Origin of the sequence: Aromatoleum anaerobium, from assembly GCF_012910705.2 — a bacterium.
Classification (GTDB): domain Bacteria; phylum Pseudomonadota; class Gammaproteobacteria; order Burkholderiales; family Rhodocyclaceae; genus Aromatoleum; species Aromatoleum anaerobium.
The window spans coordinates 38891-64444 of record NZ_WTVG02000033.1 but is presented as its reverse complement, the minus strand read 5'-3'; the positions used below and the strand labels follow the sequence as shown (position 1 = coordinate 64444).

General features: G+C 65.1%; 30 protein-coding genes. 3 read left to right on the top strand and 27 right to left on the bottom strand.

Annotated elements, in window-relative coordinates; translation table 11 throughout:
* Positions 1-4: 4 nt before the first annotated feature.
* From uvrC to rpoE, 16 genes are read right to left on the bottom strand one after another with little or no spacing between them, the layout of a single operon-like run.
* Complete coding sequence (gene uvrC / locus GO606_RS02060) at positions 5-1813, bottom strand: excinuclease ABC subunit UvrC (RefSeq protein WP_169117844.1); 1809 nt, start codon at positions 1811-1813, stop codon at positions 5-7.
* Between the two features lie 24 nt (positions 1814-1837).
* Positions 1838-2908 (bottom strand): beta-N-acetylhexosaminidase, encoded by a 1071-nt coding sequence (nagZ, locus tag GO606_RS02055; protein WP_169117845.1) that lies wholly within the window; start codon positions 2906-2908, stop codon positions 1838-1840.
* Positions 2905-3282, bottom strand: a complete 378-nt coding sequence (acpS, locus tag GO606_RS02050) for a holo-ACP synthase (RefSeq protein ID WP_169117846.1) — start codon at positions 3280-3282, stop codon at positions 2905-2907. Before acpS ends, nagZ begins: the two co-directional genes overlap by 4 nt.
* A gap of 10 nt (positions 3283-3292) precedes the next feature.
* The gene (locus tag GO606_RS02045) at positions 3293-4048 is read right to left on the bottom strand and encodes a pyridoxine 5'-phosphate synthase (protein WP_169117847.1); all 756 of its coding nucleotides are present in this window, start codon (positions 4046-4048) and stop codon (positions 3293-3295) included.
* Complete coding sequence (gene recO / locus GO606_RS02040; protein WP_169117848.1) at positions 4045-4764, bottom strand: DNA repair protein RecO; 720 nt, start codon at positions 4762-4764, stop codon at positions 4045-4047. Before recO ends, GO606_RS02045 begins: the two co-directional genes overlap by 4 nt.
* 21 nt (positions 4765-4785) lie before the next feature.
* Positions 4786-5703 carry a GTPase Era gene (era, locus tag GO606_RS02035; RefSeq protein WP_169117849.1) on the bottom strand — a complete coding sequence of 306 codons (918 nt, stop codon included), beginning with the start codon at positions 5701-5703 and terminating at the stop codon, positions 4786-4788.
* On the bottom strand, positions 5700-6377 hold the full coding sequence (gene rnc, locus GO606_RS02030) for a ribonuclease III (protein ID WP_169117850.1): 678 nt from the start codon (positions 6375-6377) through the stop codon (positions 5700-5702). Before rnc ends, era begins: the two co-directional genes overlap by 4 nt.
* Entirely contained in the window at positions 6377-6736 is a 360-nt protein-coding gene (locus tag GO606_RS02025; RefSeq protein WP_169117851.1) for a DUF4845 domain-containing protein, read from the bottom strand. Before GO606_RS02025 ends, rnc begins: the two co-directional genes overlap by 1 nt.
* An 18-nt stretch (positions 6737-6754) precedes the next feature.
* The gene (gene lepB / locus GO606_RS02020; RefSeq protein ID WP_169117852.1) at positions 6755-7543 is read right to left on the bottom strand and encodes a signal peptidase I; all 789 of its coding nucleotides are present in this window, start codon (positions 7541-7543) and stop codon (positions 6755-6757) included.
* Positions 7544-7591: 48 nt separating this feature from the next.
* A complete protein-coding gene (lepA, locus tag GO606_RS02015) occupies positions 7592-9388 on the bottom strand; it encodes a translation elongation factor 4 (protein WP_169117853.1) in 1797 nt (598 codons plus the stop codon).
* A gap of 54 nt (positions 9389-9442) precedes the next feature.
* Complete coding sequence (locus GO606_RS02010) at positions 9443-9682, bottom strand: glutaredoxin family protein (RefSeq protein WP_169117900.1); 240 nt, start codon at positions 9680-9682, stop codon at positions 9443-9445.
* 23 nt (positions 9683-9705) lie between these two features.
* Positions 9706-11082 (bottom strand): DegQ family serine endoprotease, encoded by a 1377-nt coding sequence (locus GO606_RS02005; protein ID WP_425532182.1) that lies wholly within the window; start codon positions 11080-11082, stop codon positions 9706-9708.
* Between the two features lie 41 nt (positions 11083-11123).
* Positions 11124-11597, bottom strand: coding sequence for a SoxR reducing system RseC family protein (locus tag GO606_RS02000; RefSeq protein WP_169117855.1), 474 nt, complete (start codon positions 11595-11597; stop codon positions 11124-11126).
* Positions 11594-12571: a MucB/RseB C-terminal domain-containing protein gene (locus GO606_RS01995; protein ID WP_169117856.1), complete on the bottom strand. Its 978-nt coding sequence runs from the start codon at positions 12569-12571 to the stop codon at positions 11594-11596. Before GO606_RS01995 ends, GO606_RS02000 begins: the two co-directional genes overlap by 4 nt.
* Positions 12568-13131 (bottom strand): sigma-E factor negative regulatory protein, encoded by a 564-nt coding sequence (locus GO606_RS01990; protein WP_169117857.1) that lies wholly within the window; start codon positions 13129-13131, stop codon positions 12568-12570. The genes GO606_RS01995 and GO606_RS01990 overlap by 4 nt, the downstream gene beginning before the upstream one ends.
* 9 nt (positions 13132-13140) lie before the next feature.
* Positions 13141-13740, bottom strand: a complete 600-nt coding sequence (gene rpoE, locus GO606_RS01985; protein ID WP_011238912.1) for an RNA polymerase sigma factor RpoE — start codon at positions 13738-13740, stop codon at positions 13141-13143.
* 210 nt (positions 13741-13950) lie between these two features.
* Between rpoE and nadB the strand changes: the two genes are divergently transcribed.
* A complete protein-coding gene (nadB, locus tag GO606_RS01980; RefSeq protein ID WP_425532179.1) occupies positions 13951-15546 on the top strand; it encodes an L-aspartate oxidase in 1596 nt (531 codons plus the stop codon).
* Positions 15547-15548: 2 nt separating this feature from the next.
* On the opposite strand, the gene GO606_RS01975 is transcribed toward nadB, so the two are convergent.
* From GO606_RS01975 to GO606_RS01935, 9 genes are all read right to left on the bottom strand, one after another.
* Complete coding sequence (locus GO606_RS01975) at positions 15549-16019, bottom strand: protein YgfX (protein ID WP_343316181.1); 471 nt, start codon at positions 16017-16019, stop codon at positions 15549-15551.
* Positions 16020-16040: 21 nt separating this feature from the next.
* Positions 16041-17279 (bottom strand): beta-ketoacyl-ACP synthase II, encoded by a 1239-nt coding sequence (gene fabF, locus GO606_RS01970; RefSeq protein WP_169117860.1) that lies wholly within the window; start codon positions 17277-17279, stop codon positions 16041-16043.
* Between the two features lie 21 nt (positions 17280-17300).
* A complete protein-coding gene (gene acpP / locus GO606_RS01965; protein WP_011238908.1) occupies positions 17301-17540 on the bottom strand; it encodes an acyl carrier protein in 240 nt (79 codons plus the stop codon).
* A gap of 91 nt (positions 17541-17631) precedes the next feature.
* Complete coding sequence (gene fabG, locus GO606_RS01960) at positions 17632-18390, bottom strand: 3-oxoacyl-ACP reductase FabG (protein ID WP_169117861.1); 759 nt, start codon at positions 18388-18390, stop codon at positions 17632-17634.
* The gene (fabD, locus tag GO606_RS01955; RefSeq protein ID WP_169117862.1) at positions 18387-19316 is read right to left on the bottom strand and encodes an ACP S-malonyltransferase; all 930 of its coding nucleotides are present in this window, start codon (positions 19314-19316) and stop codon (positions 18387-18389) included. The genes fabG and fabD overlap by 4 nt, the downstream gene beginning before the upstream one ends.
* Before the next feature lie 15 nt (positions 19317-19331).
* Positions 19332-20297: a beta-ketoacyl-ACP synthase III gene (locus GO606_RS01950; RefSeq protein ID WP_169117863.1), complete on the bottom strand. Its 966-nt coding sequence runs from the start codon at positions 20295-20297 to the stop codon at positions 19332-19334.
* The gene (gene plsX / locus GO606_RS01945; RefSeq protein WP_169117864.1) at positions 20294-21307 is read right to left on the bottom strand and encodes a phosphate acyltransferase PlsX; all 1014 of its coding nucleotides are present in this window, start codon (positions 21305-21307) and stop codon (positions 20294-20296) included. The genes GO606_RS01950 and plsX overlap by 4 nt, the downstream gene beginning before the upstream one ends.
* A gap of 86 nt (positions 21308-21393) precedes the next feature.
* On the bottom strand, positions 21394-21573 hold the full coding sequence (rpmF, locus tag GO606_RS01940) for a 50S ribosomal protein L32 (protein ID WP_169117865.1): 180 nt from the start codon (positions 21571-21573) through the stop codon (positions 21394-21396).
* A 27-nt stretch (positions 21574-21600) separates the two neighbouring features.
* Complete coding sequence (locus GO606_RS01935; protein ID WP_343316180.1) at positions 21601-22002, bottom strand: YceD family protein; 402 nt, start codon at positions 22000-22002, stop codon at positions 21601-21603.
* Between the two features lie 233 nt (positions 22003-22235).
* Here GO606_RS01935 and GO606_RS01930 point away from each other — a divergent pair, with 233 nt between their 5' ends.
* Entirely contained in the window at positions 22236-22811 is a 576-nt protein-coding gene (locus GO606_RS01930) for a Maf family protein (RefSeq protein WP_169117867.1), read from the top strand.
* Positions 22808-23527, top strand: a complete 720-nt coding sequence (locus tag GO606_RS01925) for an SAM-dependent methyltransferase (RefSeq protein ID WP_169117868.1) — start codon at positions 22808-22810, stop codon at positions 23525-23527. The genes GO606_RS01930 and GO606_RS01925 overlap by 4 nt, the downstream gene beginning before the upstream one ends.
* Before the next feature lie 54 nt (positions 23528-23581).
* Here GO606_RS01925 and GO606_RS01920 read toward each other — a convergent pair whose 3' ends face one another.
* Both GO606_RS01920 and GO606_RS01915 read right to left on the bottom strand, forming a co-directional pair.
* Positions 23582-24238, bottom strand: coding sequence for an HAD-IA family hydrolase (locus GO606_RS01920; RefSeq protein WP_169117869.1), 657 nt, complete (start codon positions 24236-24238; stop codon positions 23582-23584).
* Entirely contained in the window at positions 24231-25190 is a 960-nt protein-coding gene (locus GO606_RS01915) for an RluA family pseudouridine synthase (RefSeq protein ID WP_169117870.1), read from the bottom strand. The genes GO606_RS01920 and GO606_RS01915 overlap by 8 nt, the downstream gene beginning before the upstream one ends.
* Positions 25191-25554: the final 364 nt, after the last annotated feature.

Here is a 25554-nt window from a genome sequence, read left to right as displayed (position 1 = left end):
CGCGTCAATGCAGCGCATTGTATATCGCTTCCGCAGTCTTTCGGCTGACCCCGCCGACGCGGCACAGGTCCTCGATGGTCGCGGCGCGCACGCCGTCGAGTCCGCCGAAGCTCGCAAGCAGGTTGCGCCGGCGCGTCGGACCGATGCCGGGAATGTCCTCGAGCCGTGACCCGATACGCGCTTTCGCCCGCCTGGCGCGGTGCCCCGTGATTGCGAAGCGGTGGGCCTCGTCGCGGATTTCCTGGATCAGGTGCAGTGCCGGGTGATCGATTGCGAGGTTCTGCGTACGGCCGTCCGGAAAGACCAGCGTCTCCAGGCCGGGCTTGCGCTCCTCGCCTTTGGCCACCCCGACCATCGCAACCGATTCCAGCCCGACGTCAGCCAGCACCGAACGTGCCGAACTGACCTGCCCCTTGCCGCCGTCGATCAGGATCAGGTCGGGGCACACGCCGTCGCCGGCCGCGACCTTACCGTAGCGGCGCTCGAGGACCTGGCGCATGGCGGCGAAATCATCGCCGGGCGTGATTCCGGTGATGTTGTAGCGTCGGTATTCAGAGTTCTTCATCGCCCCATCGACGCTCACGACGCATGACGCGACGGTCGCCTCGCCCATCGTGTGACTGATGTCGAAGCACTCGATTCGCCGCGGTACCTCAGCCAGGTCGAGCGCCTCGCGCAGGGCTTCGAGGCGCATTTCGGCCCGGCCGGTGTCGCGCGCGCGGGCGACGATGGCGAGGCGCGCGTTGTTCTCCGCCATCCCCATCCACACTTTTTCAGCCTCCAGACGCGGCGCGAGCAACACGCAGGGTTTGTCGCGGATCTCGTCCATCAGCACCCTCACCGGGGCGAGCGGCACATTCACGAGCAGCTTCGCCGGCAGCTCGTGTTCGCGGTAGTGCTGCTCGATGAACGCGAGCGCAGCGTCCAGCGTGCCAATCCCGGCCGTTGCACTCGGGAACTGCGGGCGGTCGCCGAGATGCCGGCCGCCGCGCACCATGGCGATGTTGACGCAGGTCACGCCGCCCTCCTCGACTGCGGCGAGGATGTCGACATCCTCGTCCTTGCGGCTGTCGACGAACTGGCGCGCGAGCACCGCCTGCAGGACGCGCACCTGGTCACGGCACGCCGCGGCCTCCTCGAACGCCAGGCGTTCGGCCGCGGCGTGCATGCGGGCCGTGAGATCGTCGATGACTTCCGAAGCCCGACCGTCGAGGAAACGCGCCGCGAGCCTGACGTCGGCGGCGTAGGCGTCCTTGTCGATCAGGCCGACGCAGGGCGCGCTGCAGCGCTTGATCTGGTGCAGCAGGCACGGGCGCGAGCGGTTCTGGAACACCGGGTTTTCGCAGGTGCGCAGGCGGAACGTCTTCTGTAGCAGGTGGATGCTTTCGCGCACCGCCCATACGTTCGGGAACGGGCCGAAATAGCGCGCGCCTTTGGTGAACGCGCCGCGGTGGTAAGCAAGACGTGGGAACCCGTCGCCGGACAGTTCGATGTACGGATAGGTTTTGTCGTCGCGAAACAGGATGTTATAGCGCGGCGCGAGACTCTTGATGAGGTTGTTCTCGAGCAGCAGCGCTTCAGCCTCGGAGCGCGTCGGCGTGATGTCGACACGCAGGATCTGCGCGACCATCATCGCGATCCGCGGGCTCGGCTGGGTGCGCTGGAAATAGCTCGACACCCGGCGCTTGAGATTCTTCGCCTTGCCGACGTAGAGGACCCGCTCGTCGGCGCCGATCATGCGATAGACACCAGGTTCCTCGGGGACCGTCCTGAGGAAGGTCCGCGCGTCGAACGGTGTACCGGGAGCAGCCATGGTGAAGACCCCCGCGAGCGCGATCTAGGCCGCGTCCTCGACGAGGCCGGCGACGACGTCACGCGCCTGCCGATAGACGGGATGCAGTTCCAGCGCGAACGGATCGGCAGCGTGCGGACGCGAGCGCAACGCCTCGATGCGCGCCCGGCTTTCCGCAGCGATGTCGGGCGCCCAGCGGTCGAGCAGGTCGACCGCGAGGTCAGGCCGGTTGCACACCAGCACCATGTCGCACCCGGCGCTGAACGCGGCGCGCGCGCGGGCGAGGATGTCGCCGACGACCGTCGCGCCTTCCATCGTCAGGTCGTCGCTGAAGATCACGCCGCCAAAGCCGACGCGCCCGCGCAGGATGTCCTGCAGCCAGAAACGCGAGAAACCGGCCGGATTCGGATCGACACGAGGGTAGAGGACGTGCGCGGGCATCACGCCGGCCAGCTGGCGCCCCAACCGGTGGCGGTACGGTGCGATGTCCTCGGCCCAGATCGCCTCGAACTCGCGTTCATCGACCGGGATCTCGACGTGCGAATCCGCTTCGGCATAGCCGTGACCCGGAAAATGCTTGCCGACGCAGCCCATGCCTGCCTCCGCCATGCCCGACACCAGCGACTGCGCGAGCGCGGCGACGACGAGCGGATCGCGGTGGAAAGCCCGGTCGCCGACGACGCGGCTGCAACCGTAGTCGAGATCGAGCACCGGCGTGAAGCTGAGATCGACGCCATGCGCGAGGAGCTCGGCGGCGAGGACATAGCCCGCGCAGCGCGCGGATTCGAGGGCGGCGACATGGTCGCGCTCCCAGAGGCGGCCCAGGCAGCGCATCGACGGAATGCGCGTGAAGCCGCCGGTGCGAAAACGCTGCACCCGACCGCCTTCGTGATCGACGGCGATGATCAGCGCCGGGCTGCGCAGCGCATGGATCTCGGCAGTCAGCGCCCGCAACTGTTCCGAGTCGCGGAAGTTGCGGGCGAACAGGATCACGCCGCCGACCAGCGGGTCGAGCAGCCGCTCGCGCTCTTCATCCGTGAGCGCAAGGCCTGCGACATCGAGCATCACCGGCCCGAGCGGCCGGACGGTGGCGGGCGAACCGGATTGGAAAGTCATCGTTTCTCGATCAGGGCGAAGGCGACGACGTAGTCCGCCTCGTCGGTGAGGCTCAAATGCGCATTGAGGCCGCGCTCGGCCAGAAAGCCGGCCAGCGCCGCGTCGTAGCAATACAGCGGCTTGCCGAGCTCGTCGTGGTCGACCGCCACCGCGTGCAGCGTTGCCGGAACCGCGACGCCCGTTCCGAGCGCCTTGCCAAACGCTTCCTTTGCCGCGAAGCGCTTGGCGAGGAAACGTGCAGGGTCGCGGCTCGCCGCAAAGCCGTCGTGCTCGGATGCGGCAAGAATCCGCGCGGCGAAGCGCGCCCCATGACGGTCCAGCGAGCGCTGCACGCGTCCGATCTGCACGATGTCGGTGCCGATGCCGTGGATCATGCGCCCCCGCTCATCGCCCGGCGCCGGCGGCCTCGCGCATCAGCCGCTTCATTTCGCGCACCGCCTCGCGCAGGCCGGTGAACACCGAACGGCTGACGATGGCGTGCCCGATATGCAGTTCGCGCACCCCCGGCAAACACGCGATCGGCTGCACGTTGTAGTAATTCAACGCATGGCCGGCATTGAAGCGCATGTCGAGCGCCCGAATCGCCTCGCCAGCGCGGCGGACCTTGTCGATCTGCTCCACGACCGCAGCACTTTCCGCATCGCGGCCGGCGGCATGGAACGCATGGGCATAAGGGCCGGTATGGATTTCGCAGACCCGGGCGCCGATGCGGGCGGCCGCCTCGACCTGCTCGAGTTCGGCGTCGATGAACACGCTGGTGACGATGCCGGCGTCGGCGAGCCGTGCGACGACGTCCTTCAACCGCTTTTCCTGCGCCCCCACGTCGAGTCCGCCCTCGGTCGTCACCTCGTGGCGCCCTTCCGGCACCAGCATCGCCATCTCCGGCCTGAGCGCGCACGCGATGCCGACCATCTCGTCGGTCGCGGCCATCTCGAGGTTCAGCTTGATCTGCGTGAGCTCGCGCAGCCTGCGCACGTCCTCGTCCTGGATATGGCGACGGTCCTCGCGCAGATGCACCGTGATGCCGTCCGCTCCGCCCAGATGGGCTTCCATCGCTGCCCAGGCGGGATCCGGTTCCCACGTGCGGCGCGCCTGGCGCAGTGTCGCGACGTGGTCGATATTGACGCCGAGTTCGATCACAGTTCCTGCAACTCCTTCAGCACCCGGCGCGACTGCAGCGGCTGTCCGCCGAGATAGTGGTTGATCAGCAGGCGCAGCAGCGCCTTGCTCTGGAAAAGGGTTTCGGCGCGGGAAAAATCGCCATGCGCCATGTCGAGCAACGTCTGGCCGCTCACCCCCGGCAGGCCTTCGTCGTCGCCGGCGAGCCGTACCGGACCTTTCTCGATTATATAGAGGTACTGCTGCGCGGGATCGACGGCCCGGTTCGAGTCGCCCTCGATGTCCAGGCCGACGCCGTAACCGAGTTCGCGCAGCAGCGTGAGTTCGAAGCGCCGCAGGATCGGCGCCACGTCGCCGCGTCCTAACTGCGAAAGCGCGTCCGCGTAAGCATCGAACAGCGCCGGATGCGCATCCTCGCGTGCGGTGAGCCGCACCAGCAATTCATTGAGGTAGTAACCGCACATCAGCGCCCGGCCGGTGAGCAGCGGCTGCCCGCCGCGCCATTCCGCGCGCACCAGGGTCTTGACCTCGCCTCCGCCGGACCAGTCCATCAGCAGCGGCTGGAACGCCATGATCACGCCGCGCAGCGCCGACATCGGCCGGCGCGCGCCCTTGGCCACCAGCGCGACCCGGCCGTGATCCCGCGAGAAAATCTCGACGATCAGGCTGGTTTCGCGCCACGGATAAGTGTGCAGGACGAATGCAGGTTGCTGGTCGATGCGCTGCTTCTGGCTCACGGCCCCACGCGCAGGGTCGGATTATTCGTAGCCGAGACTCTTGAGCGCCCGTTCGTCATCGGCCCAGCCGCTCTTGACCTTGACCCACACTTCGAGGAACACCTTGCTGTCGAAGAGCTTTTCGAGTTCGACACGCGCCTCGGAGGCGATGCGCTTCAGCTGTTCGCCGCCCTTGCCGATGACGATGCCCTTGTGGCTGGACCTGTCGACCACGACGGCTGCATAAATGCGACGCAGGTTGCCTTCTGTCTCGAACTTCTCGATCTCGACGGCGACGCCGTAGGGCAGTTCGTCGCCGAGCAGGCGGAACAGCTTCTCGCGCAGGAATTCCGCCGCCAGGAAACGTTCACTGCGGTCCGTGATCTCGTCGGGGCCGTACATCGGTTCGCCTTCGGGGAGCAACGGCGTGGCCGTTTTCACGAGCGCTTCGACGTTCGTGCCGCGTTCGGCACTCAACGGCACGATTTCGGTGAAGGGATGGACTTCCGCCATCTTCGCGATGAACGGCAGAAGCTGGCTCTTGTCGCCCAGCCGGTCGACCTTGTTGATGACCAGCACCACTTTCGCGTCGGCCGGCAGCACCGAGACGACCTTGCGGTCGTCGTCGCCGAAGCGCCCCGCCTCGATCACCAGGAACACCAGATCGACGTCGCCGAGCACCTGCGACACGGTGCGGTTCATCGAGCGATTCAGCGCGTTGCGATGTCGTGTCTGGAAACCGGGCGTATCGACGAACACGAACTGCGCAGTGTCGCTCGTCAGAATGCCGGTGACGCGATGGCGCGTGGTCTGGGCCTTGCGCGAGACGATACTGATCTTCTGCCCGATCAACCGGTTCAGCAAAGTCGACTTGCCAACGTTGGGGCGCCCGACGATGGCGACGAAGCCGGTGCGAAACGGCGCCTTGTCATCGGCTTGCGGCGTGTTTTCCTGATTCATTGCTTCCTCAACTTGGCCAGCGCGAGTTCGGCCGCTTGCTGTTCTGCGGCACGGCGGCTGGTGCCGCGGCCGGTGGTGCGAAGGTTCAGTGCGTTGACCTCGCACACCACCTCGAATTCCTGCGCGTGGGCTTCGCCGTGGACCTTGGCCATCACATAGGTCGGCAATGGCAGCTTGCGCCCCTGCAGCACTTCCTGCAGTGCCGTCTTCGGGTCTTTCGCGGCGACCTGCGGATCGATCGCGGCGATCATCGGGCCGTACAGGCGATCGATCACCGCTTTCGCCGCGGCGAAGCCCTGATCGAGAAATGTCGCGGCGAACACTGCCTCGAGCGCATCCGCGAGAATCGACGGACGGCGAAAGCCGCCGCTCTTCATCTCGCCTTCGCCCAGGCGAAGATAGTCACCGAGGTCGAGTTCCAGCGCGACCCGGTGCAGGCCGTCCTGGCACACCAGCGATGCGCGCAGGCGCGACATCTCGCCTTCGCGCAGGCTCGCGAAACGCTCGAACAGCGCAATCGCGACGACACAGTTGAGGATGCTGTCGCCGAGAAATTCCAGGCGCTCGTTGTTCGGCTGTCCGAAACTGCGATGCGTGAGTGCCTGTTCCAGCAGCGCCGGATTGTCGAACCGGTGGCCGAGGCTGCGCTGCAGGCGGTCGAGCTTGTCTGCCACTATTGTTCGGCCGACGTGGCCTGGAAGTCGAACAGCAGGCTGACGTTCCCTGCCACCGGCACCTTGCGTTCGTAAACGACTTCGACGACCGTCTTCCCGCCCGGCTTGGAGATGTCGAGGTCTGCTCCGCTGACCGTGACGACGTCGTCGATCTGCCGGCGCCGGTCGAAGCTGCGGCGCAGTTCGGGCGCCGCCACGCCGTTGTCGCCTTCTTCCGCGACCAGTTTCACGTTGCGCTTGATGGCCAGGTATTCGTTGATCGCCGGCACGGTGCGGAAAGCGACCAGCAACGCCGAGCCCAGCAGTGCCCCGACAATCAGCACGCCGATCAGGCTAAGGCCCAGTTGTCTGCTTTTCATGCGATTAAGTTCTCCGTATCAATGGAAACCACCGATGCGCTTCATGTCGCTGAAGTTGAACCAGATGAAAAATGCGCGCCCGACGATGTTCCCGTCCGGCACGAAACCCCACACGCGGCTGTCGCTGCTTGCATCACGGTTGTCGCCCATGACGAAATAATGGCCCTGCGGTACGGTGCAGGTTACACCGGCCGTCGTGTAGGTGCAGTTTTCGCGGTAGGGGAAATCCAGCACATGCGGAACGAAGGCCGGCGTGTCACGCTCGATCAGCACCGAATGGTTGGTGTCGCCGAGTTTCTCGGCGAACCGCGGGGAATAGTAGAGGCGATCCGGGTGAAGGTAGTCGGGCTGGGGGACGAGTTCGACCAGTTCACCGTTGATCCGCAGTCGCTTGTTCAGGTATTCGACCTTGTCGCCAGGCAGGCCGACCACGCGCTTGATGTAGTCGAGCGAAGGATCGGCGGGATAGCGGAACACCATCACGTCGCCGCGTTTCGGGTCCTCGACGTCGATGATCTTCTTGTTGATCACCGGCACGCGAATGCCATAGACCCATTTGTTGACGAGGATGAAGTCCCCGACGAGCAGCGTCGGAATCATCGAGCCCGACGGAATCTTGAACGGCTCGACGAGAAAGGATCGCAGCGCGAACACGATCAGGATGACGGGGAAAAAACTCGCCCCGTACTCGACCCACCACGGCGGCGGCGAACCGGGGGCGCGTCGTTTGCGCGCGACGAAGCGATCGATCAGCCACAGCACTCCGGTGGCGACGAGCAGCAGAAACAATACCAGGGCGAAATTCACACGGACTCCCTATCGAAGCGTTCCGGCGCCATCACGCCCGGCTGCGCATCATTTGCCTTCATCGACCCGTAGCACGGCGAGGAAAGCTTCCTGCGGGATCTCCACGTTGCCCACCTGCTTCATCCGCTTCTTGCCCTCTTTCTGCTTTTCGAGCAGCTTCTTCTTGCGCGAGATGTCCCCGCCATAGCACTTGGCGAGCACGTTCTTGCGCAGCGCCTTGATCGTTTCACGGGCGATGATGTGGGAGCCGATCGCCGACTGGATCGCGACATCGAACATCTGGCGCGGAATCAGTCCGCGCAATTTCGCCGCGACCTCGCGCCCGCGGTACTGCGCCGAGGCACGATGGACGATCACCGACAGGGCGTCGACCTTCTCGCCGCCGACCAGCAGGTCGAGCTTGACGAGATCGGCAGCGCGGTACTCCTTGAACTCATAGTCAAGCGATGCGTAGCCGCGTGAAACGGACTTCAGCTTGTCGAAGAAATCCATCACGACTTCGTTCATCGGCAGGTCGTAGACCAGCTGCACCTGGCGGCCGTGATAGCGCATGTCCACCTGCGCGCCGCGCTTGAGGTTGCACAGCGTGATGACCGGCCCGACGTAGTCCTGCGGCAGGAAGATCGTCGCGGTGATGATCGGCTCGCGGATCTCGGCGATCTTCGACTGGTCGGGAAGCTTGGCCGGGTTCTCGACGCGGATCACTTCGCCGCTGTTCATCACGACTTCGTACACCACCGTCGGCGCGGTGGTGATGAGGTTCATGTCGAATTCGCGCTCGAGCCGCTCCTGCACGATGTCCATGTGCAGCAGGCCGAGAAAGCCGCAGCGGAACCCGAAACCGAGCGCCTGCGAGACTTCCGGCTCGTACTGCAGCGAGGCGTCGTTGAGCCGGAGCTTTTCGAGCGAATCGCGCAGCTGGTCGTATTCACTCGATTCGACCGGGTAAAGTCCGGCGAACACCTGCGGCTTGATTTCCTTGAAGCCCGGCAGGGGTTCACTCGCCGGGCGCGTCGCGAGCGTCACCGTGTCGCCGACTTTCGCCGCCTGCAGTTCCTTGATCCCGGCGATGATGAATCCGACCTCGCCGGCCGACAGTTGCGGGCGCCCCACCGACCGCGGCGTAAACACGCCGACCTGGTCGCACGGGTACTGCGCGCCGTTGGCCATCAGCAGGATGCGATCCTTGGGCTTGAGCACGCCATCGACGACACGCACCAGCATCACGACGCCGACGTAATTGTCGAACCACGAGTCGATGATCAGCGCCTTCAGCGGCGCGTCCGGGTCGCCTTTCGGCGGTGGCACGCGGCGCACGACGGTTTCCAGCACGTCCTTGATGCCAAGCCCGGTCTTCGCCGAGCACAGCACCGCCTCGGACGCATCGACGCCGATCACGTCCTCGATCTCCTTGCGCGCGCTCTCGGGATCGGCGGCCGGCAGATCGATCTTGTTCAGGACCGGAACGACTTCGACGTTCTGCTCGATCGCCGTATAGCAGTTCGCCACGGTCTGCGCCTCGACGCCCTGCGAGGCATCGACGACGAGCAGCGCGCCTTCGCATGCCGACAGCGAGCGGCTGACCTCGTACGAGAAGTCCACATGGCCCGGCGTGTCGATCAGGTTGAGGTTGTAGACCTGCCCGTCCTTGGCCGTGTACTGCAGCGCGGCCGTCTGGGCCTTGATCGTGATCCCGCGCTCACGCTCGAGATCCATCGAATCGAGAACCTGCGCCTCCATCTCGCGATCGGACAGGCCCCCGCAAAAATGGATGAGCCGATCCGCCAGCGTAGACTTGCCGTGATCGATGTGGGCGATGATCGAAAAATTTCGGATATGTTGCATGCGACAACAAAAGAAAGGTGCCGTGCGGCACCCTGGATGAATTGGTTAACCCGGTTAAGGCGCGGATTCTAGCGGAAAACGTCGGCAATAGGCACGAACGGCCGCCGCGTCGAGCCGGTAGCGGCACAGTTCAGTGTCGCCGCCGAGCACGACCGGAACCAGTTCGTTCCAGCGCGCCTCGAGTTCGGGGTCGGCATCGACGTCGAGAACGCGCAATGTCCAGCCGAGCTCCGTCGCCAGCGGCCGGAGCTCATCGAGCAGATCGTGGCACAGGTGGCACCACTCGCGGCTCATGACCACCAGCTCGCGGACCCCGCTCACTCGCCCGCCTGCAGCGTTACGTAGGAAGTCCCCTCGCCGCGCTGCACGAGCAGCGTCACCTGCTGGCCGTCCTTGAGCCCCGCGACGGCGCGCGTGAAGGCCGCGACCGATTTCAGCGGGACCTGCCGGCCGCCCGACACCAGCGCGAGGATGAAGTCGCCACGCTGCAATTCCGCGCGCGCGGCAGCGCCCTGCACACGCTCGACGATCAGTCCGTGCTCGACCTCGCGCTCGCGCCGCTGGGCCGGCGTCGGCTCGGCGACCACCAGACCCAGCTTGTTCGGCGCCGGCTGCGGGCGCTCGCTGCGCCGCGTCCGGGGGGGCGCGTCGTCCTGCCATTCGCCCACCGTCACGCTCAGTTCGCGCGGTTCGCCATTGCGGTACACCCGCACATTGACGCGCGAGGAGGGCCGGCTCGCTGCGACGATACGAGGCAGATCGGCCGAGGCCTCCACGCTCTTGCCGCCGAAGCTCACGATGACATCGCCCTGTTCCACGCCGGCACGGGCTGCCGGGCCGTCGGGTTCGACCGCGCTCACGAGCGCCCCCGCGGCCCGCGGCAGACCGAAGCTCTCCGCGAGCCCGCGCGTCACCTCCTGTATCGCGACCCCGATCCGCCCGCGCTGCACGCGGCCGGTGGTGCGCAGCTGCTGCTGGACATCCATCGCGACATTGATCGGGATCGCGAACGACAGCCCCATGAACCCGCCCGTCTGGCTGTAGATCTGCGAATTGATGCCGACGACCTCGCCACGGAGATTGAACAGCGGGCCGCCGGAATTGCCCGGATTGATCGCGACATCGGTCTGGATGAACGGGACGAAGTTCTCGTCGGGAAGGCTGCGGCCGGTCGCACTGACGATCCCTGCCGTCACGGAGTGATCAAAACCGAACGGCGATCCGATCGCGACGACCCATTCGCCCACCTTCAGCTTGTCCGGATCGCCGATCACGAGCCTCGGCAAGTCCGTCGCCTCGATCTTGATCAGAGCGACATCACTGCGCGTGTCCGCGCCGATCACGCGCGCGCGGAATTCGCGCTTATCGACGAGCCGGACCAGGATTTCGTCCGCCGCATCGACGACATGTGCATTGGTGAGGATGTAACCGTCGGCACTGATGACGAACCCCGAGCCGAGCGAGCGGTTTTCAGGATCCGCTTTCGGCACTTCAGGCTTGCGCGGGATGAAGCGACGAAAAAAATCGAACATCGGATCGTTTTCGTCGAAACCGGGAAACAACGTGGTGCCTTCTTTCGATGACTGACTCGTGCTGATATTCACGACCGCGGCGCCCTGCCGCTGCACGAGTTCGGTAAAGTCCGGCAGCGATACGGCGGAGGCTGCGGCCGCGATCGGCATCAGCGACGACATCACGACCGCGGCCAGACAACGGTACACCGTGCTCCACGAAGTCATGAGGACGTTCCCGCCTGGTGCCCGCAGGACGCCGGCTCCCGCACCATTTCGACGTCGAACGCCTGGCGCAGCTTCGTGCTGCGCAGCGCGAAGCGATTCAACCCCACCGCGGCAACGAGGCCTCCGACGCCTCCGGTCAGCGCGAACAGATCGCCCTGCCCTTCGGCCGCGAAGGCTGTCCCGAGCGCCGCGCCGGCGAGCAGCAGGACGACGCCCAGGCCATAGCCGAGCAAGGCACCGCGCAGGGGAGCACCGTCGTCGATGCGGATGCGCACGGCGTCGCCCGCTTCGGCGCCGATCCGGTTTGGCAGCCTGAACACTTTGTCGGGCGCTTTCAGCGCATAGGCAAGCCCGGTCGAGCGGCACCCGCCCGGTTCGTCACAGCGGCCACATCCTCCCGGACGATCATCGATGCGAACCCACGCCTCGCCGCTTTCCGCGCGGGTGACCACAGCCCTGGCTTCGATCATCGTGCGACCGGCTCGATTCCGTCGCCCAACCTCTGGACTGCCCGCAGAGGAACCTCGCCGAGCGCCGTGACCAGATGGCCGGCGACGACGCGCTTGTATGTGTTTATCGCACCGCTCGGTGCCAGCGGCCCCGCGCCGTTGACGCCACCATCCGGGGCCAGTGGTTCGATGAATACCGAGATTGCGGCAAGACCGTCACTGAATACGAAATGGAGAACTTCGGCGCGATCGCGCCCTATCGGACGTCGTACGATCGACTTCATCGAGTACCCGGGCAGCGGCGTCGTCAACACCCAGCCGCTCTCTTCCTTTCCCACCTCGACCCCATGGGCACGGACGACGCGCCATCGATCGTCCTTGACATAGCGCGGCTTGAAGGCCTCGGTCGCAATCTCGCCGCCGATCTTCACATCGCCGAAAGTGAACTGCTCGATGATCTCGCCGCGCTCGTCGATCGTGCGGGCCTTGAGCAACAGGCCGGACTGGACTTCGGCCCACAACAGATGGCCGTATCGCAGGTCGTCCTTGGGCTCCAGGACGATGAGCTGCGCGTCGAGTCCAGCCACTCGGCCCGGTTCGCCCTTGCGGATGCGGTAATTCTCGGTGAGGCTGCCGAACGATGCCGGAAGCCGTGCGGGAAACGCGCGCTGGCCGCCCGGCTGGTCGATTATGACGATCTTCTGGTCCGGCAGGACGCATCGCACTTCGCTGTTGGTCCGGATCACCTCGCGAGGGCTTCCGTCAAGCACCTCGAGCCGTTCATGTTCCGTCCCGCCCGCGTCGATCATATGCGAGATCCGGGAGGTTTCGAAATTCTTGCCCGACTGATAGATGAAGGTTCCCGAGTAGGTCAAGCGTTGTCCTGCAGTAGCGATGCGCCCCAGCCAGGATACGGGGTCGCTCGGTGCCTGCGCCAGAACCTGGGTCTGGGCGAACAGCAGGCACAGACCCAACGCAGCGGCAAAACCTCTCATCGATTGACGTCCTGTCGCACATCCGAAACTGTCCGGACGTGCTGGATGACGCCCGAAAGCGGTCCGCCGGAAGTCATCGCCTGATGTGCGAAGAGATATTCGCGGTGGCGGTCGACCTGGGGTGAGGTGGCTGCGGCCCCGACCGGGACGGAAACGCTTTCCACTGTCTGGAGGCCACTGGCGGCACTCGCTGTGCGGACGTCTCTTTCGGGCTCGGCATACAGTGTGTGCGCGACCCACCCGACAGCGGCGACGCCCATGATCGACGCGGCAAGCGGCATCAGGGATCGTCGCGCCCGAGGCCGTGCGCTCCCCGGCTGCCCGCTGGCGGCGCCGGAAGCGGGAGGGGCAAGCACCGTGGGCTCCGCCTCGATGCCCGCCATCACCCGGGCGACCAGACCGGGAGAAGTGTCCCGCGCCCCGCGCAGGACGTCACCTATGATGCAGTATGTGTCCCAGTCGGAGCGCAAAGACCGATCTCGACGGATCGAGTCAAACACTGGGCCCATCGCCTGTTCGTCCAGATCGCCATCCAGCAGTGCCGACAGTTTGTCCTTCATGAGTACCACCTACCAACGTTTGTCAGGAGCCGTATCCAGCAGCGGCCGCAGTCGTTCAGCAATTGCCTCGCGCGCCCGGAAAATCCGGGACCGGACCGTCCCGATGGGACAATCCATGATGCTCGCGATCTCTTCGTAGCTAAGGCCTTCCAGTTCTCTCAGCATGATCGCGGTGCGCAATTCTTCGGGCAGCGCCTCCATCGCCTCATCCACCGTCTGCCCGATCTGGCGTGTCATCATCAGCCTTTCGGGCGTATTGATGTCGCGCAGGTTGTCGCCTTCCTCGAAGGTTTCTGCCTCTTCCGAATCGAATCCGGTCGATGTCGGGGCACGACGGCTCTGGGATACCAGGTAGTTCTTAGCGGTGTTGATTCCGATCCGGTAAAGCCAAGTGTAAAAAGCACTGTCGCCCCTGAAAGAACCCAAGGCACGGTAAGCCTTGATGAACGTCTCCTGGGCGACGTCCTCCACCTCGGCAGAATCGCGAATCAACCGCGAAAGCAGCCTATGCAGCTTGCGTTGGTATTTTGTTACCAGCAAGCCGAAGGCTTGCTTGTCGCCGCGCTGAACGCGTTCGACAAGCTGCTGATCAATTTCGCGATCGCTCATGAGCGGGTCGTTTCTCTAGGTTGGGCAAAATCCGCGCCAGTATAACGACCGCCCATGAGTCCGGCAAAGCCGAAGCTATTGCAAGAGACACAGCCTTCCGGGAATAGTTCAGACGGCAAAGGGGTCTTGTGATTCCGCCGGATCCAATGTATGCGTGGACTCCGGCCCCTCCCCGCGGCGTGCTATATTCCGGCGCGCGACCGACCCTGGATGCTCACGACCTTGTCAATACAATACGACGTACTCATTCTCGGCAGTGGCGCCGCTGGCCAATCGCTGGCGTTGCGCCTTGCGGACCATCTGCGCGTTGCGCTGGTGACCAAACGTTCCATCGCGGACAGCGCGAGTTCGTGGGCGCAGGGCGGCATTGCGGCGGTACTCGACGCCACCGACAGCATCGAAGCCCATATACAGGACACCTTCACGGCGGGCGCAGGCCTTTGCGACCCGGCAGCGACCCGCTTTGTCGTGGAGCACGGCAAAGCTGCAATCGAATGGCTCATACGCCGGGGCGTTCCCTTCACCCGGGAAGACCAGTCCGCGATCGGATACCACCTGACGCGTGAGGGCGGGCACTCCCATCGCCGCATCATCCACGCCGCCGATGCCACCGGGGCCGCCGTCCAGGCCACGCTCACCGAGCGCGTCTGCGCGCATCCGAACATCCACATTCTCGAGAATCACATCGCGATCGACCTGATCCTCGGCGACAAGGTCGGACGCAGCGGCGAAGGCTGCCTCGGGGCCTACGTGCTAGACATCGCCGATGGACGCGTGATCACGATCGCGGCGCGCAGCACCGTGCTCGCGACCGGAGGCGCCGGCAAGGCCTACCTCTACACGACGAATCCGGACGTCGCCACCGGCGACGGGATCGCGATGGCCTGGCGCGCCGGTTGTCGCGTCGCGAACCTCGAGTTCATCCAGTTTCATCCGACCTGCCTCTACCATCCCCAAGCCAAGTCGTTCCTGATTTCCGAGGCCGTCCGGGGCGAAGGCGGCGTCCTGAGGCTCCCCGATGGCACCCGTTTCATGCCGGAACACGACCCGCGAGCGGAGCTTGCCCCGCGCGACGTCGTCGCCCGCGCAATCGACTTCGAGATGAAGAAGCGCGGCCTCGACTGCGTCTACCTCGATATCAGCCACAAGCCGGCCGACTGGCTGCGGGAACATTTCCCGAACATCCACGCACGCTGCCTCGAACTCGGCATCGACATGACGCGCGAAGGCATTCCCGTCGTCCCGGCGGCCCATTACACCTGCGGCGGCGTCGTCACGGACCTCGCCGCCCGTACCGACGTGGCCGGCCTCTATTGCGTGGGCGAATCGGCGTGCACCGGTCTGCACGGCGCGAACCGGCTGGCGAGCAACTCGCTGCTCGAATGCCTGGTATTCGGGGAAGCCGCCGCGAAAGACATCCAGGCGCGCCCCCGCGACCCGATTCCTGCGCTGCCCGAGTGGGACGAGAGCCGGGTGACCGATGCCGACGAAGAGGTCGTGATCGCCCACAACTGGGCAGAACTGCGGCGAGCAATGTGGGACTACGTCGGCATCGTCAGGACAACGAAGCGCCTGCAGCGCGCGCAGCACCGCATCCGCCTGCTGACGAGCGAGATCAATGAGTTCTACTCGAACTTCCGCGTGACCAACGATCTCATCGAACTGCGCAACCTGGTCGTCACTTCCGATCTCATCGTGCGCTGCGCGCTCGAACGCAAGGAAAGCCGCGGCCTGCATTTCTCGCGCGACTATCCGGGACTGCTCGACGAGGCTCTCCCGACGATCCTGCAGCCCCGAAAAACCTGATTCTACGGTTTCCCGCCCGGGTTTTCGCGCACCCGCACCTTTTCCCGGCCGGCACCAACCTTGTGCCGCAACCAGATGCGCAGCGCCCGCCACTGTCCACCGGGCAGGTTGCCGGGCAGCAGCATGATCGATCCGCGACAGCGCGTACCGGCGCCCTGCGCCTCGTCGCGTCGCCACTGCAGCCACGCCGCCCAGCCAAAATCGGTGCAGCCCGGCTCCGGCACCAGCGTCGCGACTTCGCTGCCGTCGCGAAGCGTTCCATCATTCTCGAGGGTCAGAACTCGGCCCGCCTTGCGCCACTCGACGCGCAGGCCGGCGAAAAGCGATACGGCAAGCACGAAAAGGACAGGATAGAGAGCCGGCCCGGAAAGCGATGAACGCAGAAACGCGATCGCCGCGATCGTATGGATCGCGGCGATCATGACCAGTGCCTGGCGGGATGGCCTGAGCGGCAGTTCGAGCGGATAGCGCATGCGCAGCGCTATCCCGTCCGTTCAGATGCGACGAAACGCCAGCGTGCCGTTCGTGCCCCCGAATCCGAACGAATTCGAAAGCGCTGCCCGGATCTCCATCGGACGCGCCTTGTTCGCGACGTAATCAAGGTCGCACCGCTCGTCCTGCTCGAAAATGTTGATCGTCGGCGGAGCGATCTGGTTGTGCAGGGCCAGCGCGGTGAACACCGCTTCCACACCTCCCGCGGCCCCGAGCAGATGACCGGTCATCGACTTGGTGGAGTTCACCGCGATCGACTTTGCCCGATCGCCGAAACAGCGCTTCACCGCGGTCGTCTCGGCCACGTCTCCGAGCGGCGTCGAAGTGCCGTGGGCGTTGACGTAGTCGATCTCTTCGACCGTCATGCGCGCATCGCGCATCGCGTTCGCCATGCAGCGCGCGGCGCCGTCGCCGTCCTCGGCCGGTGCAGTCATGTGATAAGCATCGGCGCTCATGCCGTAGCCGGATATTTCGGCGTAGATCCGGGCGCCCCGCGCCTTCGCGTGCTCGTACTCTTCGAGGACCAGCACGCCGGCGCCTTCGCCGAGCACGAAACCGTCGCGCCCCTTGTCCCACGGACGGCTGGCAGTAAGCGGATCATCGTTGCGCGTCGACAACGCCTTCGCCGAAGCAAAGCCGCCGACGGCGAGCGGAGTGACGGTGGATTCGGCACCACCGGCCACCATCACATCGACATCCCCGTACTGGATGAGGCGGGCTGCCTCGCCGATGCAGTGCGTCGCCGTGGTGCACGCGGTGACCATCGCCAGGCATGGACCCTTCAGTCCGAGCATGATCGACAGGTTGCCGGCGATCATGTTGATGATCGTGCCGGGAATGAAGAACGGGGAAATCTTGCGCGCCCCGCCCTTGAGAAAATCGTCGTGGGTCGCTTCGATCATCGGCAGACCGCCGATCCCCGACCCGATGTTGACCCCTATGCGTTCCGCATTGGACGCGGTGACGTCCAGTCCGGCATCCCTGAACGCCTGGATGCCCGCTGCCAGGCCGTAGTGGATGAAAATATCCATACGGCGCGCCTCCTTGGGAGAAAGGTAGGCGCCGATGTCGAAACCCCGCACTTCGCCGGCGATCCTGACCGGGAAGCTGGAGGCATCGAAACGCGTGATTTCGCCGATGCCGGAGCGGCCGTTGACAATGTTGTCCCAGGCTTCCGGAACGGTATTACCGACCGGCGAGATGATCCCGAGACCGGTAATGACGACTCTGCGACGGGTCAATGTTCGCTCCGGTAATCAGATTTATTTCTTCAGATGAGCGGTGACGTAGTCAATCGCCTGCTGAACCGTGGTGATCTTCTCGGCCTCTTCGTCCGGGATTTCGCACTCGAATTCTTCTTCCAGCGCCATGACCAGTTCGACGGTGTCCAGCGAATCCGCGCCCAGATCGTCGACAAAAGACGACTCGGTCTTGATCTCCGATTCGTTCACGCCAAGCTGCTCGGCGACAATCTTCTTGACGCGCTGTTCGATGTTCTCCATGAACTAACTCCTTCCCTGAATGATCCAGATATGAATAAAAAAGCCGGCGTATTCTACCAAAAAGGATGGCAACCGCTATCGCGGCCGGCGCTCACGACATGTACATACCACCATTCACGTGCAGGGTCGTCCCGGTAACGTAAGCAGCGGCGGGTGAAGCAAGGAAGGCGACCGCCGCGGCGATCTCCTCCGGTCGGCCAAGACGACCGAGCGCGATGTTGCCCAGCAGCGCGTCGCGCGCCGCTTCGGGCAGTGCGCGAGTCATGTCGGTGTCGATGAATCCGGGTGCAACGCAATTGACAGTGATGTTGCGGCTGCCCAGTTCGCGGGCGAGGGCGCGGCTCATGCCGGCCACTCCGGCCTTTGCTGCCGCATAATTCGCCTGTCCGGGATTGCCGGCGCTGCCGACCACCGAAGTGATGTTGATGATGCGCCCGCCGCGCGCCTTCATCATCCCGCGCATGACCAGGCGCGACATGCGGAAGACCGATTTGAGATTGGTGTCGATCACCGCATCCCACTCGTCGTCTTTCATGCGCAACGCGAGATTGTCGCGCGTGATGCCCGCATTGTTCACGAGAATGCCGACCGCGCCAAAACGCTTTTCGATCTCTCCGATCGCTGCCTCGCAGGCAGCGCCGTCGGTCACATCGAGCGCGAGACCGCAGCCTTCGGCCCCGGCTTCGAGCAGGCTCTTGCCGATTTCCGCCGCGCCCGCTTCCGAAGTCGCCGTCCCGACGACCGTGGCGCCGAGCCGGCCCAGTTCGAGCGCGACTGCGCGGCCGATACCACGCGAAGCGCCGGTCACCAGCGCGACTGCCCCTTCCAGGGGTGAATTCGTTGCGCTCATTTCACCGCCGCGAGCGAGAGTTCGAGACTGGCGGCGTCGTGAATCGAGCCGCCCTGCAGGTCACCTGCGATCCGCCTGGTCATCCCCGCGAGCACCTTGCCCGGGCCGCATTCGAAGACGTGGCCGATGCCACGCCGGGAAATTTCCTGCACGATTTCGATCCAGCGCACCGGCGAGAACGCCTGCCGGACCAGCGCGTCGCGGATTCCTGCGGGATCATCGCACACCGCGACATCGACGTTGTTCAGCACCGCGATCTCGGGCCGCCCGATCGTGACCGTCGCGAGGCGCTCGGCCAGCCGCTCGGCTGCCGGCCTCATCAGCGCGCAGTGGAACGGGGCGCTGACCGGCAACAGCATCGCGCGCTTCGCGCCGCGCGCCTTCGCTGCCTCGATGGCGCGTTCGACCGCACCCTTCGCTCCGGCAATGACGATCTGGCCCGGCGCGTTCAGGTTAGCCGCTTCGACGACCTCGCCCTGGGCGGCCTCGGCGCACGCCTCGCGGACCGCCTCGACGTCGAGGCCAAGCAGCGCTGCCATGGCCCCTTCGCCTGCCGGAACCGCCTCCTGCATCGCCTGCGCACGAAAGCGCACCAGCGGCACGGCATCCTTGAAGCTCAGCGCTCCGGCGGCGACCAGCGCGGAGTATTCGCCGAGGCTGTGACCGGCGACGAGCGCGGGCTTCGGCCCGCCGGCAGCCAGCCACGCACGGTACGCGGCGATGCCGGCGGTGAGCATCAGCGGCTGGGTATTCACCGTCAGCGCGAGCCGCTCTGCCGGCCCCTCGCTCACCATCTGCCACAAATCCTCGCCGAGCGCATCCGACGCTTCGGCAAAGGTGTCGCGAATCTCGGCCCGTTCACCGTAGGCCGACATCATGCCGACCGATTGCGACCCCTGTCCCGGGAAAACCAGCGCAAAAACCATCGTATCCGTCCTGTATCAGAATTGGAGCAGCGCCGCGCCCCACGTGAAACCGCCGCCCACCCCTTCGATGATGAAGCGGTGCCCCGGCCGGATACGGCCATCGCGGACGGCGAGGTCGAGCGCCAGCGGAATCGATGCCGCGGAGGTGTTGCCGTGGCGATCGACGGTCGTGATCACTTTGTCCATCGAGACGCCGAGACGGCGCGCAGTCGCCTGCAGGATGCGGATATTCGCCTGGTGGGGAATCAGCCAGTCCACCGAGTCGACCGTGACGCCCGCCTGGTCGAGCACTTCCAGCGCGACGTCGCCGAGCACCCTGACCGCGAACTTGAACACGGCCTGCCCGTCCATGCGCAGGAACGGGTCGCCGACGACCTGGCCGGCCGCCACCCCCCCCGGAACGCAGAGAATCGGATGATGGCTTCCGTCGGCGTGCAGCGCGCTCGCCAGGATTCCCGGCGCCCCGGCCGCTTCGAGCACGACCGCGCCGGCGCCGTCACCGAACAGGACGCAGGTGCCGCGATCCGACCAGTCGAGAATGCGCGAGAACACTTCGGCGCCGACGACCAGCGCGCGCTGGTGGCTGCCGGAGCGGATGAACTTCTCGGCGATCGTCAGCCCATAGACGAAACCGCTGCAAACCGCCTGCACGTCGAACGCGGCAGCGCCATTGCGAATACCGAGCTTCGACTGGAGCAGTGCGGCGGTGCTGGGAAAGATGCAGTCGGGGGTGGAGGTCGCGACGATGATCAGGTCGATGTCGTCGGGCCGCACTCCTGCCGCTTCGAGCGCGCGCTCGCTCGCCGTCTTGGCCAGATCGCTCGACGACATTTCCGCCGCCGCCAGATGCCGACTGCGGATTCCGGTCCGTTCGATGATCCACTGGTCCGACGTATCGATACCGCGCGCCACCAGGTCGTCGTTGGTTACCGGCTCGCCCGGCAGAAAGCTGCCAGTTCCGGCGATCCGTGCGTAGATCATGCTGCCACTCCCATAGCCGTCATCCGTTCGGTAATGCGCTCGATCAAGCGGTTCGATGCCGCCTCGGCGGCGCGGTGGATTGCCTGCTCGAACGCAAACGCATCGGCCGAGCCGTGACTCTTGACGACTACGCCGCGCAATCCGAGCAGCGCCGCGCCGTTGTACCGACGGTGATCGACGCGATGCTTGAAGCGCTTGAGCGCCGGCATCGCGATCAGCGCCATCGCCTTGCTGAGCAGATTGCGGCTGAATTCTTCGCGCAGAAAAGTCGCCAGCATCTGCGCCAGCCCTTCGGAGGTCTTCAACGCGACGTTGCCGACGAATCCGTCGCACACCACGACGTCGGTCGTACCCTTGTAGATGTCGTCGCCTTCGACGTTGCCGTAGAAGTTCAGGCCGCTCGCCTTCAGCAACTCCCCGGCCCGCTTCACCACCTCGTTGCCCTTGATCGCCTCCTCGCCGATGTTGAGCAGGCCCACCGTCGGCCGCTCGAGATGCTCGACGGCCGATACCAGCATTGCGCCCATGATGCCGAACTGGAGCAGATGCTCGGGCAGGCAGTCAACGTTGGCGCCCAGATCGAGCACGTACGTCTGCCCCTTGCGCGTCGGCAGAATGGTGGCGATCGCCGGCCTGTCGATTCCCGGCAAGGTTTTCAGCACGAAGCGCGAGATCGCCATCAGCGCACCGGTGTTGCCGGCCGACACTGCAGCCTGCGCCTCGCCCGACTTCACCAGGTTGATCGCCACGCGCATCGACGAATCCTTCTTCGTGCGCATCGCGATTGCCGGAGGATCGTCCATCGCGACGACTTCGGACGCGGCGTGGAGCGAAAGCCGCTGGCCGAATCCGTTCCCGATGGCGGTCATCGCCTGCTCGAGCGCGTCCTGGCGGCCGACGAGGATGATGCGGGCTTCGGGATGATTGCGCAGGAACGCTCGCGCAGCAGGAACGGTCACGGCCGGGCCATGATCGCCACCCATGCAGTCGATCGCAACGGTGACACCCATCGGCTTCTCGCGGGGTTCGAACAATTGATTCGGATGAAAAAACGGCGCAGGCGCACAAGGCGCCGCGCCGTTTCCGGTGACCGGACTTATTCGCCCTTGGTCTTGACGACCTTCTTGCCGCGGTACACGCCGCTCGGGCTGATGTGGTGACGCAGATGCACTTCACCGGTGGTCGGCTCGACCGCCAGCGGAGGATCGGTCAGGAAATCGTGCGCACGGTGCATGCCACGCTTCGAAGGGGACTTCTTGTTCTGCTGAACAGCCATGAAACGCTCCTAATACAAATATCGCGCCTAAGTTGCGTCATCGCTCTTGCGAAGCTTCTCGAGCGCAGCAAAAGGCGATTTCTTTTCCGCCCCGTCCGACGGACGTGGCACGTCACACTTTTCATGCCGCGGCGCTATGGGCACCGCGAGTACGATTTCGTCTTCGACGAGCGCCAGGACATCCAGATCCGGCGTCGCTTCGATCGCATCGAATTCATCGTTTTCCAGCTCGCCTTCCGGAATCGCCTGCCCCGGCCTGACCAGTTCGAGCCGCGTTTCGATGTTCAGCGGCCAATCCATCCGACCCAGACAGCGCTGACACCGCAACGGGAACACCCCGGTGGCGCGCAGCCTGAGACGCGGCTTGCGATCCAACCCGAGTTCCCCGAACAGCTCATAGGCGACTTCCCCGGCGGTGTCGAGGATCACATCCGCGAGCCGCCCGAGATCCGCAGACGGGATGACGCCGGACAGCTTGCGCCCCTCGGCAGCAAACTTGAACGGATCCGGAATGAGGCATCGTTGCGACATAAGGCGCGCATGATATTATTTTCGGCTTGCCCTGTCAAAATAGCTGATGCACCTGTGCGATAGTCGATCGCCGGCATCGCGCCGGGCAACCGCCTGAAATCAATATCTCTCCCGCGACACGCCCGATACCGATGAAACTCATCCTCGCTTCGACCTCCGCGTACCGGCGCCAGCTGCTCGAGCGCCTTCAGCTGCCGTTCGAGACGGCCCGCCCCGACGTCGATGAAACGCCCTTGCGGAACGAGATGCCGCCGGATACGGCGAATCGCCTCGCAGTGGAGAAAGCGCGCGCGGTTGCAGTGCGATATCCGGACGCGCTGGTCATCGGCAGCGACCAGGTCGCCGACCTGGACGGCGAAATCTTCGGCAAGCCCGGAACGGTCGCGGCCGCCATCGGACAGCTGCAACGCATGCGCGGCGCGACGGTGATATTCCATACTGCGGTGGCACTGGTCAACGCCCGCAGCGGGCAGGTCCGCTGCGAGAACGTCCCGACACGGGTGAAGTTTCGCGAGCTGGCCGACGACGAGATCGTTCGTTACGTCGACAAGGAACGTCCGCTCGATTGCGCCGGCAGCGCGAAGTCCGAAGCGCTGGGAATCACGCTGCTCGACTCGCTGTCCGGCGACGATCCGACTGCGCTGGTCGGCCTGCCGCTGATCGCGCTGTCGCGCATGCTGCGGGCTGAAGGCCTCCAGCTGCCATGAAGCCGGCATCCGGAACGTTGTTCCTGGTGCCGGTGAGCCTCGGCGACACGTCGTGGACGCGCTTCCTGCCGGCGGAAGCGCAGCGCATCGCGACAGGCATCCGTCACTTCGTCGTCGAAAACGCCAAGACGGCCAGAGCCGAACTCAGGCGCCTCGAACATCCAGCCCCATTGCGCGAGCTGGACATCCGCGTCCTGCCCGAACGGGACAGCGACGCCGAACTCGACGCGCTGCTCCAGCCGGCGCTTGCCGGAGAGCACATCGGGCTGATGTCCGAAGCCGGCTGTCCGGCCGTTGCCGATCCGGGAGCGCGGCTGGTGGCCCGCGCGCATGCGCTGGAGGTCGCGGTCCGTCCGCTGGTCGGCCCTTCGTCGATCCTGCTCGCGCTGATGGCCTCGGGGCTCAATGGCCAGAGCTTCGCGTTCAACGGCTATCTCCCGGTGGCCGAAGGCGAGCGCGACCGGAGCATCCGCCACCTCGAGGAAGAGTCACGCCGGCTGCAGCGCACGCACATTTTCATCGAGACGCCCTACCGCAACGAGCGGCTCCATGAAGCACTGCTCGCGGTCTGCCACCCCACTTCGCGCCTCTGTATCGCGCGCAACCTGACGACCGACGACGAATGGATCCGCACGCGCAGCATCGCCGAGTGGCAGCGCGCCCCGAAGCCGGATCTCGCGCGGCGCCCTGCCCTATTCCTCATGCTGGCGCGCTGATCCCCCGTCGCCTTCCAGCAACTCGCCTCACGCGTAGCTCGGTAGATCAGCAGATCAGGCGTTGTCCCGCAGCCATGTCGCCAGTTCTCCCGGAGTCGCGAGGACATCGACAGGCGACTCCGCCTCGAGCGCTGCGCGCGGATGGGCGCCGAATGCCACCGCCAGGGATTCGACGCCGGCATTCTTCGCCATCTGCAGGTCGTGCGTGGTGTCGCCCACCATCAGCGTGCGATGCTTGGCAATCCCGAGTTCGTGCATGATCTCTTCGAGCATCGCCGGGTGAGGCTTCGAAAAACATTCATCGGCGCAACGCGTGGTATGGAAATACGGCCCCAGGCCTGTTTGCTCCAGCGCCCGCCCGAGCCCGAGCCGGCTCTTGCCGGTCGCGACCGCAAGGCTGCGTCCCGTCGCGGCAAGCTGCGCAATCATCGCGGCCGCGCCGGGGAAAAGCGTCAACTCGTGGTCGCGTGACAGGTAATGGAAGCGATAACGCTCGACCATCAGCGGGTAGTCGTTTTCAGCCAGTTCGGGCACCGCATGGCGCAACGCGTCCGACAGGCCGAGGCCGATCACATGGCGTGCGCGCTCTTCCGAAGGCTCGGGCAGGTTCAGGTCGCGCGACGCGGCCAGGATTGCCGCGACGATCGCCGCAGCCGAATCCATCAGCGTGCCATCCCAGTCGAAAACGATTAGATCGTAGCGGTCAGCCATGCTTGCGCGGCTCCGTGGCGTCGAGGTGGGCGAGGAAGGACTGCAATTCGGCGGGCAGATCGGCTGTCAGCGTAATCGCCTCGCCCGTCAGCGGGTGAGCGAAGGACAGCCGCGCCGCATGCAGGAACATCCGCTTCAGGCCTTCGGCTTCGAGGGACTTGTTCAGCGCGAAATCCCCGTACTTGTCGTCGCCGCACAGCGGAAAACCCAGATGGGCGAGGTGCACCCTGATCTGGTGCGTGCGTCCGGTCTTGAGTTCGACTTCGAGGAGGCTGAACCGCGACCACCGCCGCACCAGCCTGACGATGCTGTGCGAAGCCTTTCCGTCACTGCTCACCCTCACGCGCCGTTCGCCTTCGGGGGTGAGGTACTTGAACAGCGGTTCCTTGACATGCTGCAGCGGGTTCGCCCAGCGGCCGGCAACCAGCGTCAGGTAACGCTTTTCGACGCGGCCCTCGCGCATCATGTCGTGCAGCGCAGTCAGCGCCGAGCGTTTCTTCGCGATCACCAGCAAACCGGAGGTCTCGCGGTCGATGCGATGCGCGAGCTCGAGCAGCCGCGCATCGGGCCGCTGGCTGCGCAGCTGTTCGATGACGCCGAAGCTCACGCCGCTGCCGCCATGCACCGCTTTGCCCGACGGTTTATCCACCACCAGCAGCGCTTCATCCTCGAACACCACCGGCAGCGGTTCTCCGGCCGGAGCGGGCCCGCTTGTCGCCTTTTCGGCCAGCCGGATCGGGGGAATACGGATTTCGTCGTTCTCCGCGAGACGGTACGTCGGGGCGACCCGCCCGCCGTTCACCCTGACCTCGCCGCTGCGCAGGATGCGATAGACGTGGCTCTTCGGCACGCCTTTGCAGATCCGCAACAGGTAGTTGTCAATACGCTGGCCGGCCGCCGCCTCGTCCACCCGCTCGCGCCGTACCGCAATCGCTTTGCCTTGTTCCATCATCCTGAAATATACTTGGTCCCGGTTGGCCCCGGTTGCAGTCGAAGTCCCTCGCGCACGAAAGCGGATGCGGACGGACGACAACGAGCCCGAATGCGAGCTCCCGGGCAACCAAAACGTGCCAGCGCTGCCAAAAAAGGCATTGATGGTAACGCAATCGACAAACTTCAATCCATTTGATTGAATCTAGACGCGTAACGCACACGCAGGATCAAGGGTTCCGGCCTTCGGCGGGAACACGCGAGAATTCGACCAGCCGACCCATCACAGCCCATTACCGACCAGAAAAAAGTAGGCATCACTACCCGCTCCTGATCTCGTAGTAAGCGCGATGGTGCGCGCCGTTCGTCCTGCCCGTGGGTTCCGC

Bases quoted from the DNA above. Each gene is read 5' to 3' on its own strand.
- uvrC (WP_169117844.1), bottom strand. From the start codon at position 1,813: ATGGCTGCTCCCGGTACACCGTTCGACGCGCGGACCTTCCTCAGGACG.
- nagZ (WP_169117845.1), bottom strand. From the start codon at position 2,908: ATGACTTTCCAATCCGGTTCGCCCGCCACCGTCCGGCCGCTCGGGCCG.
- acpS (WP_169117846.1), bottom strand. From the start codon at position 3,282: ATGATCCACGGCATCGGCACCGACATCGTGCAGATCGGACGCGTGCAG.
- era (WP_169117849.1), bottom strand. From the start codon at position 5,703: ATGAATCAGGAAAACACGCCGCAAGCCGATGACAAGGCGCCGTTTCGC.
- GO606_RS02025 (WP_169117851.1), bottom strand. From the start codon at position 6,736: ATGAAAAGCAGACAACTGGGCCTTAGCCTGATCGGCGTGCTGATTGTC.
- lepA (WP_169117853.1), bottom strand. From the start codon at position 9,388: ATGCAACATATCCGAAATTTTTCGATCATCGCCCACATCGATCACGGC.
- GO606_RS02010 (WP_169117900.1), bottom strand. From the start codon at position 9,682: ATGAGCCGCGAGTGGTGCCACCTGTGCCACGATCTGCTCGATGAGCTC.
- GO606_RS02005 (WP_425532182.1), bottom strand. From the start codon at position 11,082: ATGTCGTCGCTGATGCCGATCGCGGCCGCAGCCTCCGCCGTATCGCTG.
- GO606_RS02000 (WP_169117855.1), bottom strand. From the start codon at position 11,597: ATGATCGAAGCCAGGGCTGTGGTCACCCGCGCGGAAAGCGGCGAGGCG.
- GO606_RS01995 (WP_169117856.1), bottom strand. From the start codon at position 12,571: ATGAGAGGTTTTGCCGCTGCGTTGGGTCTGTGCCTGCTGTTCGCCCAG.
- GO606_RS01990 (WP_169117857.1), bottom strand. From the start codon at position 13,131: ATGAAGGACAAACTGTCGGCACTGCTGGATGGCGATCTGGACGAACAG.
- rpoE (WP_011238912.1), bottom strand. From the start codon at position 13,740: ATGAGCGATCGCGAAATTGATCAGCAGCTTGTCGAACGCGTTCAGCGC.
- nadB (WP_425532179.1), top strand. From the start codon at position 13,951: ATGCTCACGACCTTGTCAATACAATACGACGTACTCATTCTCGGCAGT.
- GO606_RS01975 (WP_343316181.1), bottom strand. From the start codon at position 16,019: ATGCGCTATCCGCTCGAACTGCCGCTCAGGCCATCCCGCCAGGCACTG.
- acpP (WP_011238908.1), bottom strand. From the start codon at position 17,540: ATGGAGAACATCGAACAGCGCGTCAAGAAGATTGTCGCCGAGCAGCTT.
- fabG (WP_169117861.1), bottom strand. From the start codon at position 18,390: ATGAGCGCAACGAATTCACCCCTGGAAGGGGCAGTCGCGCTGGTGACC.
- fabD (WP_169117862.1), bottom strand. From the start codon at position 19,316: ATGGTTTTTGCGCTGGTTTTCCCGGGACAGGGGTCGCAATCGGTCGGC.
- GO606_RS01950 (WP_169117863.1), bottom strand. From the start codon at position 20,297: ATGATCTACGCACGGATCGCCGGAACTGGCAGCTTTCTGCCGGGCGAG.
- plsX (WP_169117864.1), bottom strand. From the start codon at position 21,307: ATGGGTGTCACCGTTGCGATCGACTGCATGGGTGGCGATCATGGCCCG.
- rpmF (WP_169117865.1), bottom strand. From the start codon at position 21,573: ATGGCTGTTCAGCAGAACAAGAAGTCCCCTTCGAAGCGTGGCATGCAC.
- GO606_RS01930 (WP_169117867.1), top strand. From the start codon at position 22,236: ATGAAACTCATCCTCGCTTCGACCTCCGCGTACCGGCGCCAGCTGCTC.
- GO606_RS01925 (WP_169117868.1), top strand. From the start codon at position 22,808: ATGAAGCCGGCATCCGGAACGTTGTTCCTGGTGCCGGTGAGCCTCGGC.
- GO606_RS01920 (WP_169117869.1), bottom strand. From the start codon at position 24,238: ATGGCTGACCGCTACGATCTAATCGTTTTCGACTGGGATGGCACGCTG.
- GO606_RS01915 (WP_169117870.1), bottom strand. From the start codon at position 25,190: ATGATGGAACAAGGCAAAGCGATTGCGGTACGGCGCGAGCGGGTGGAC.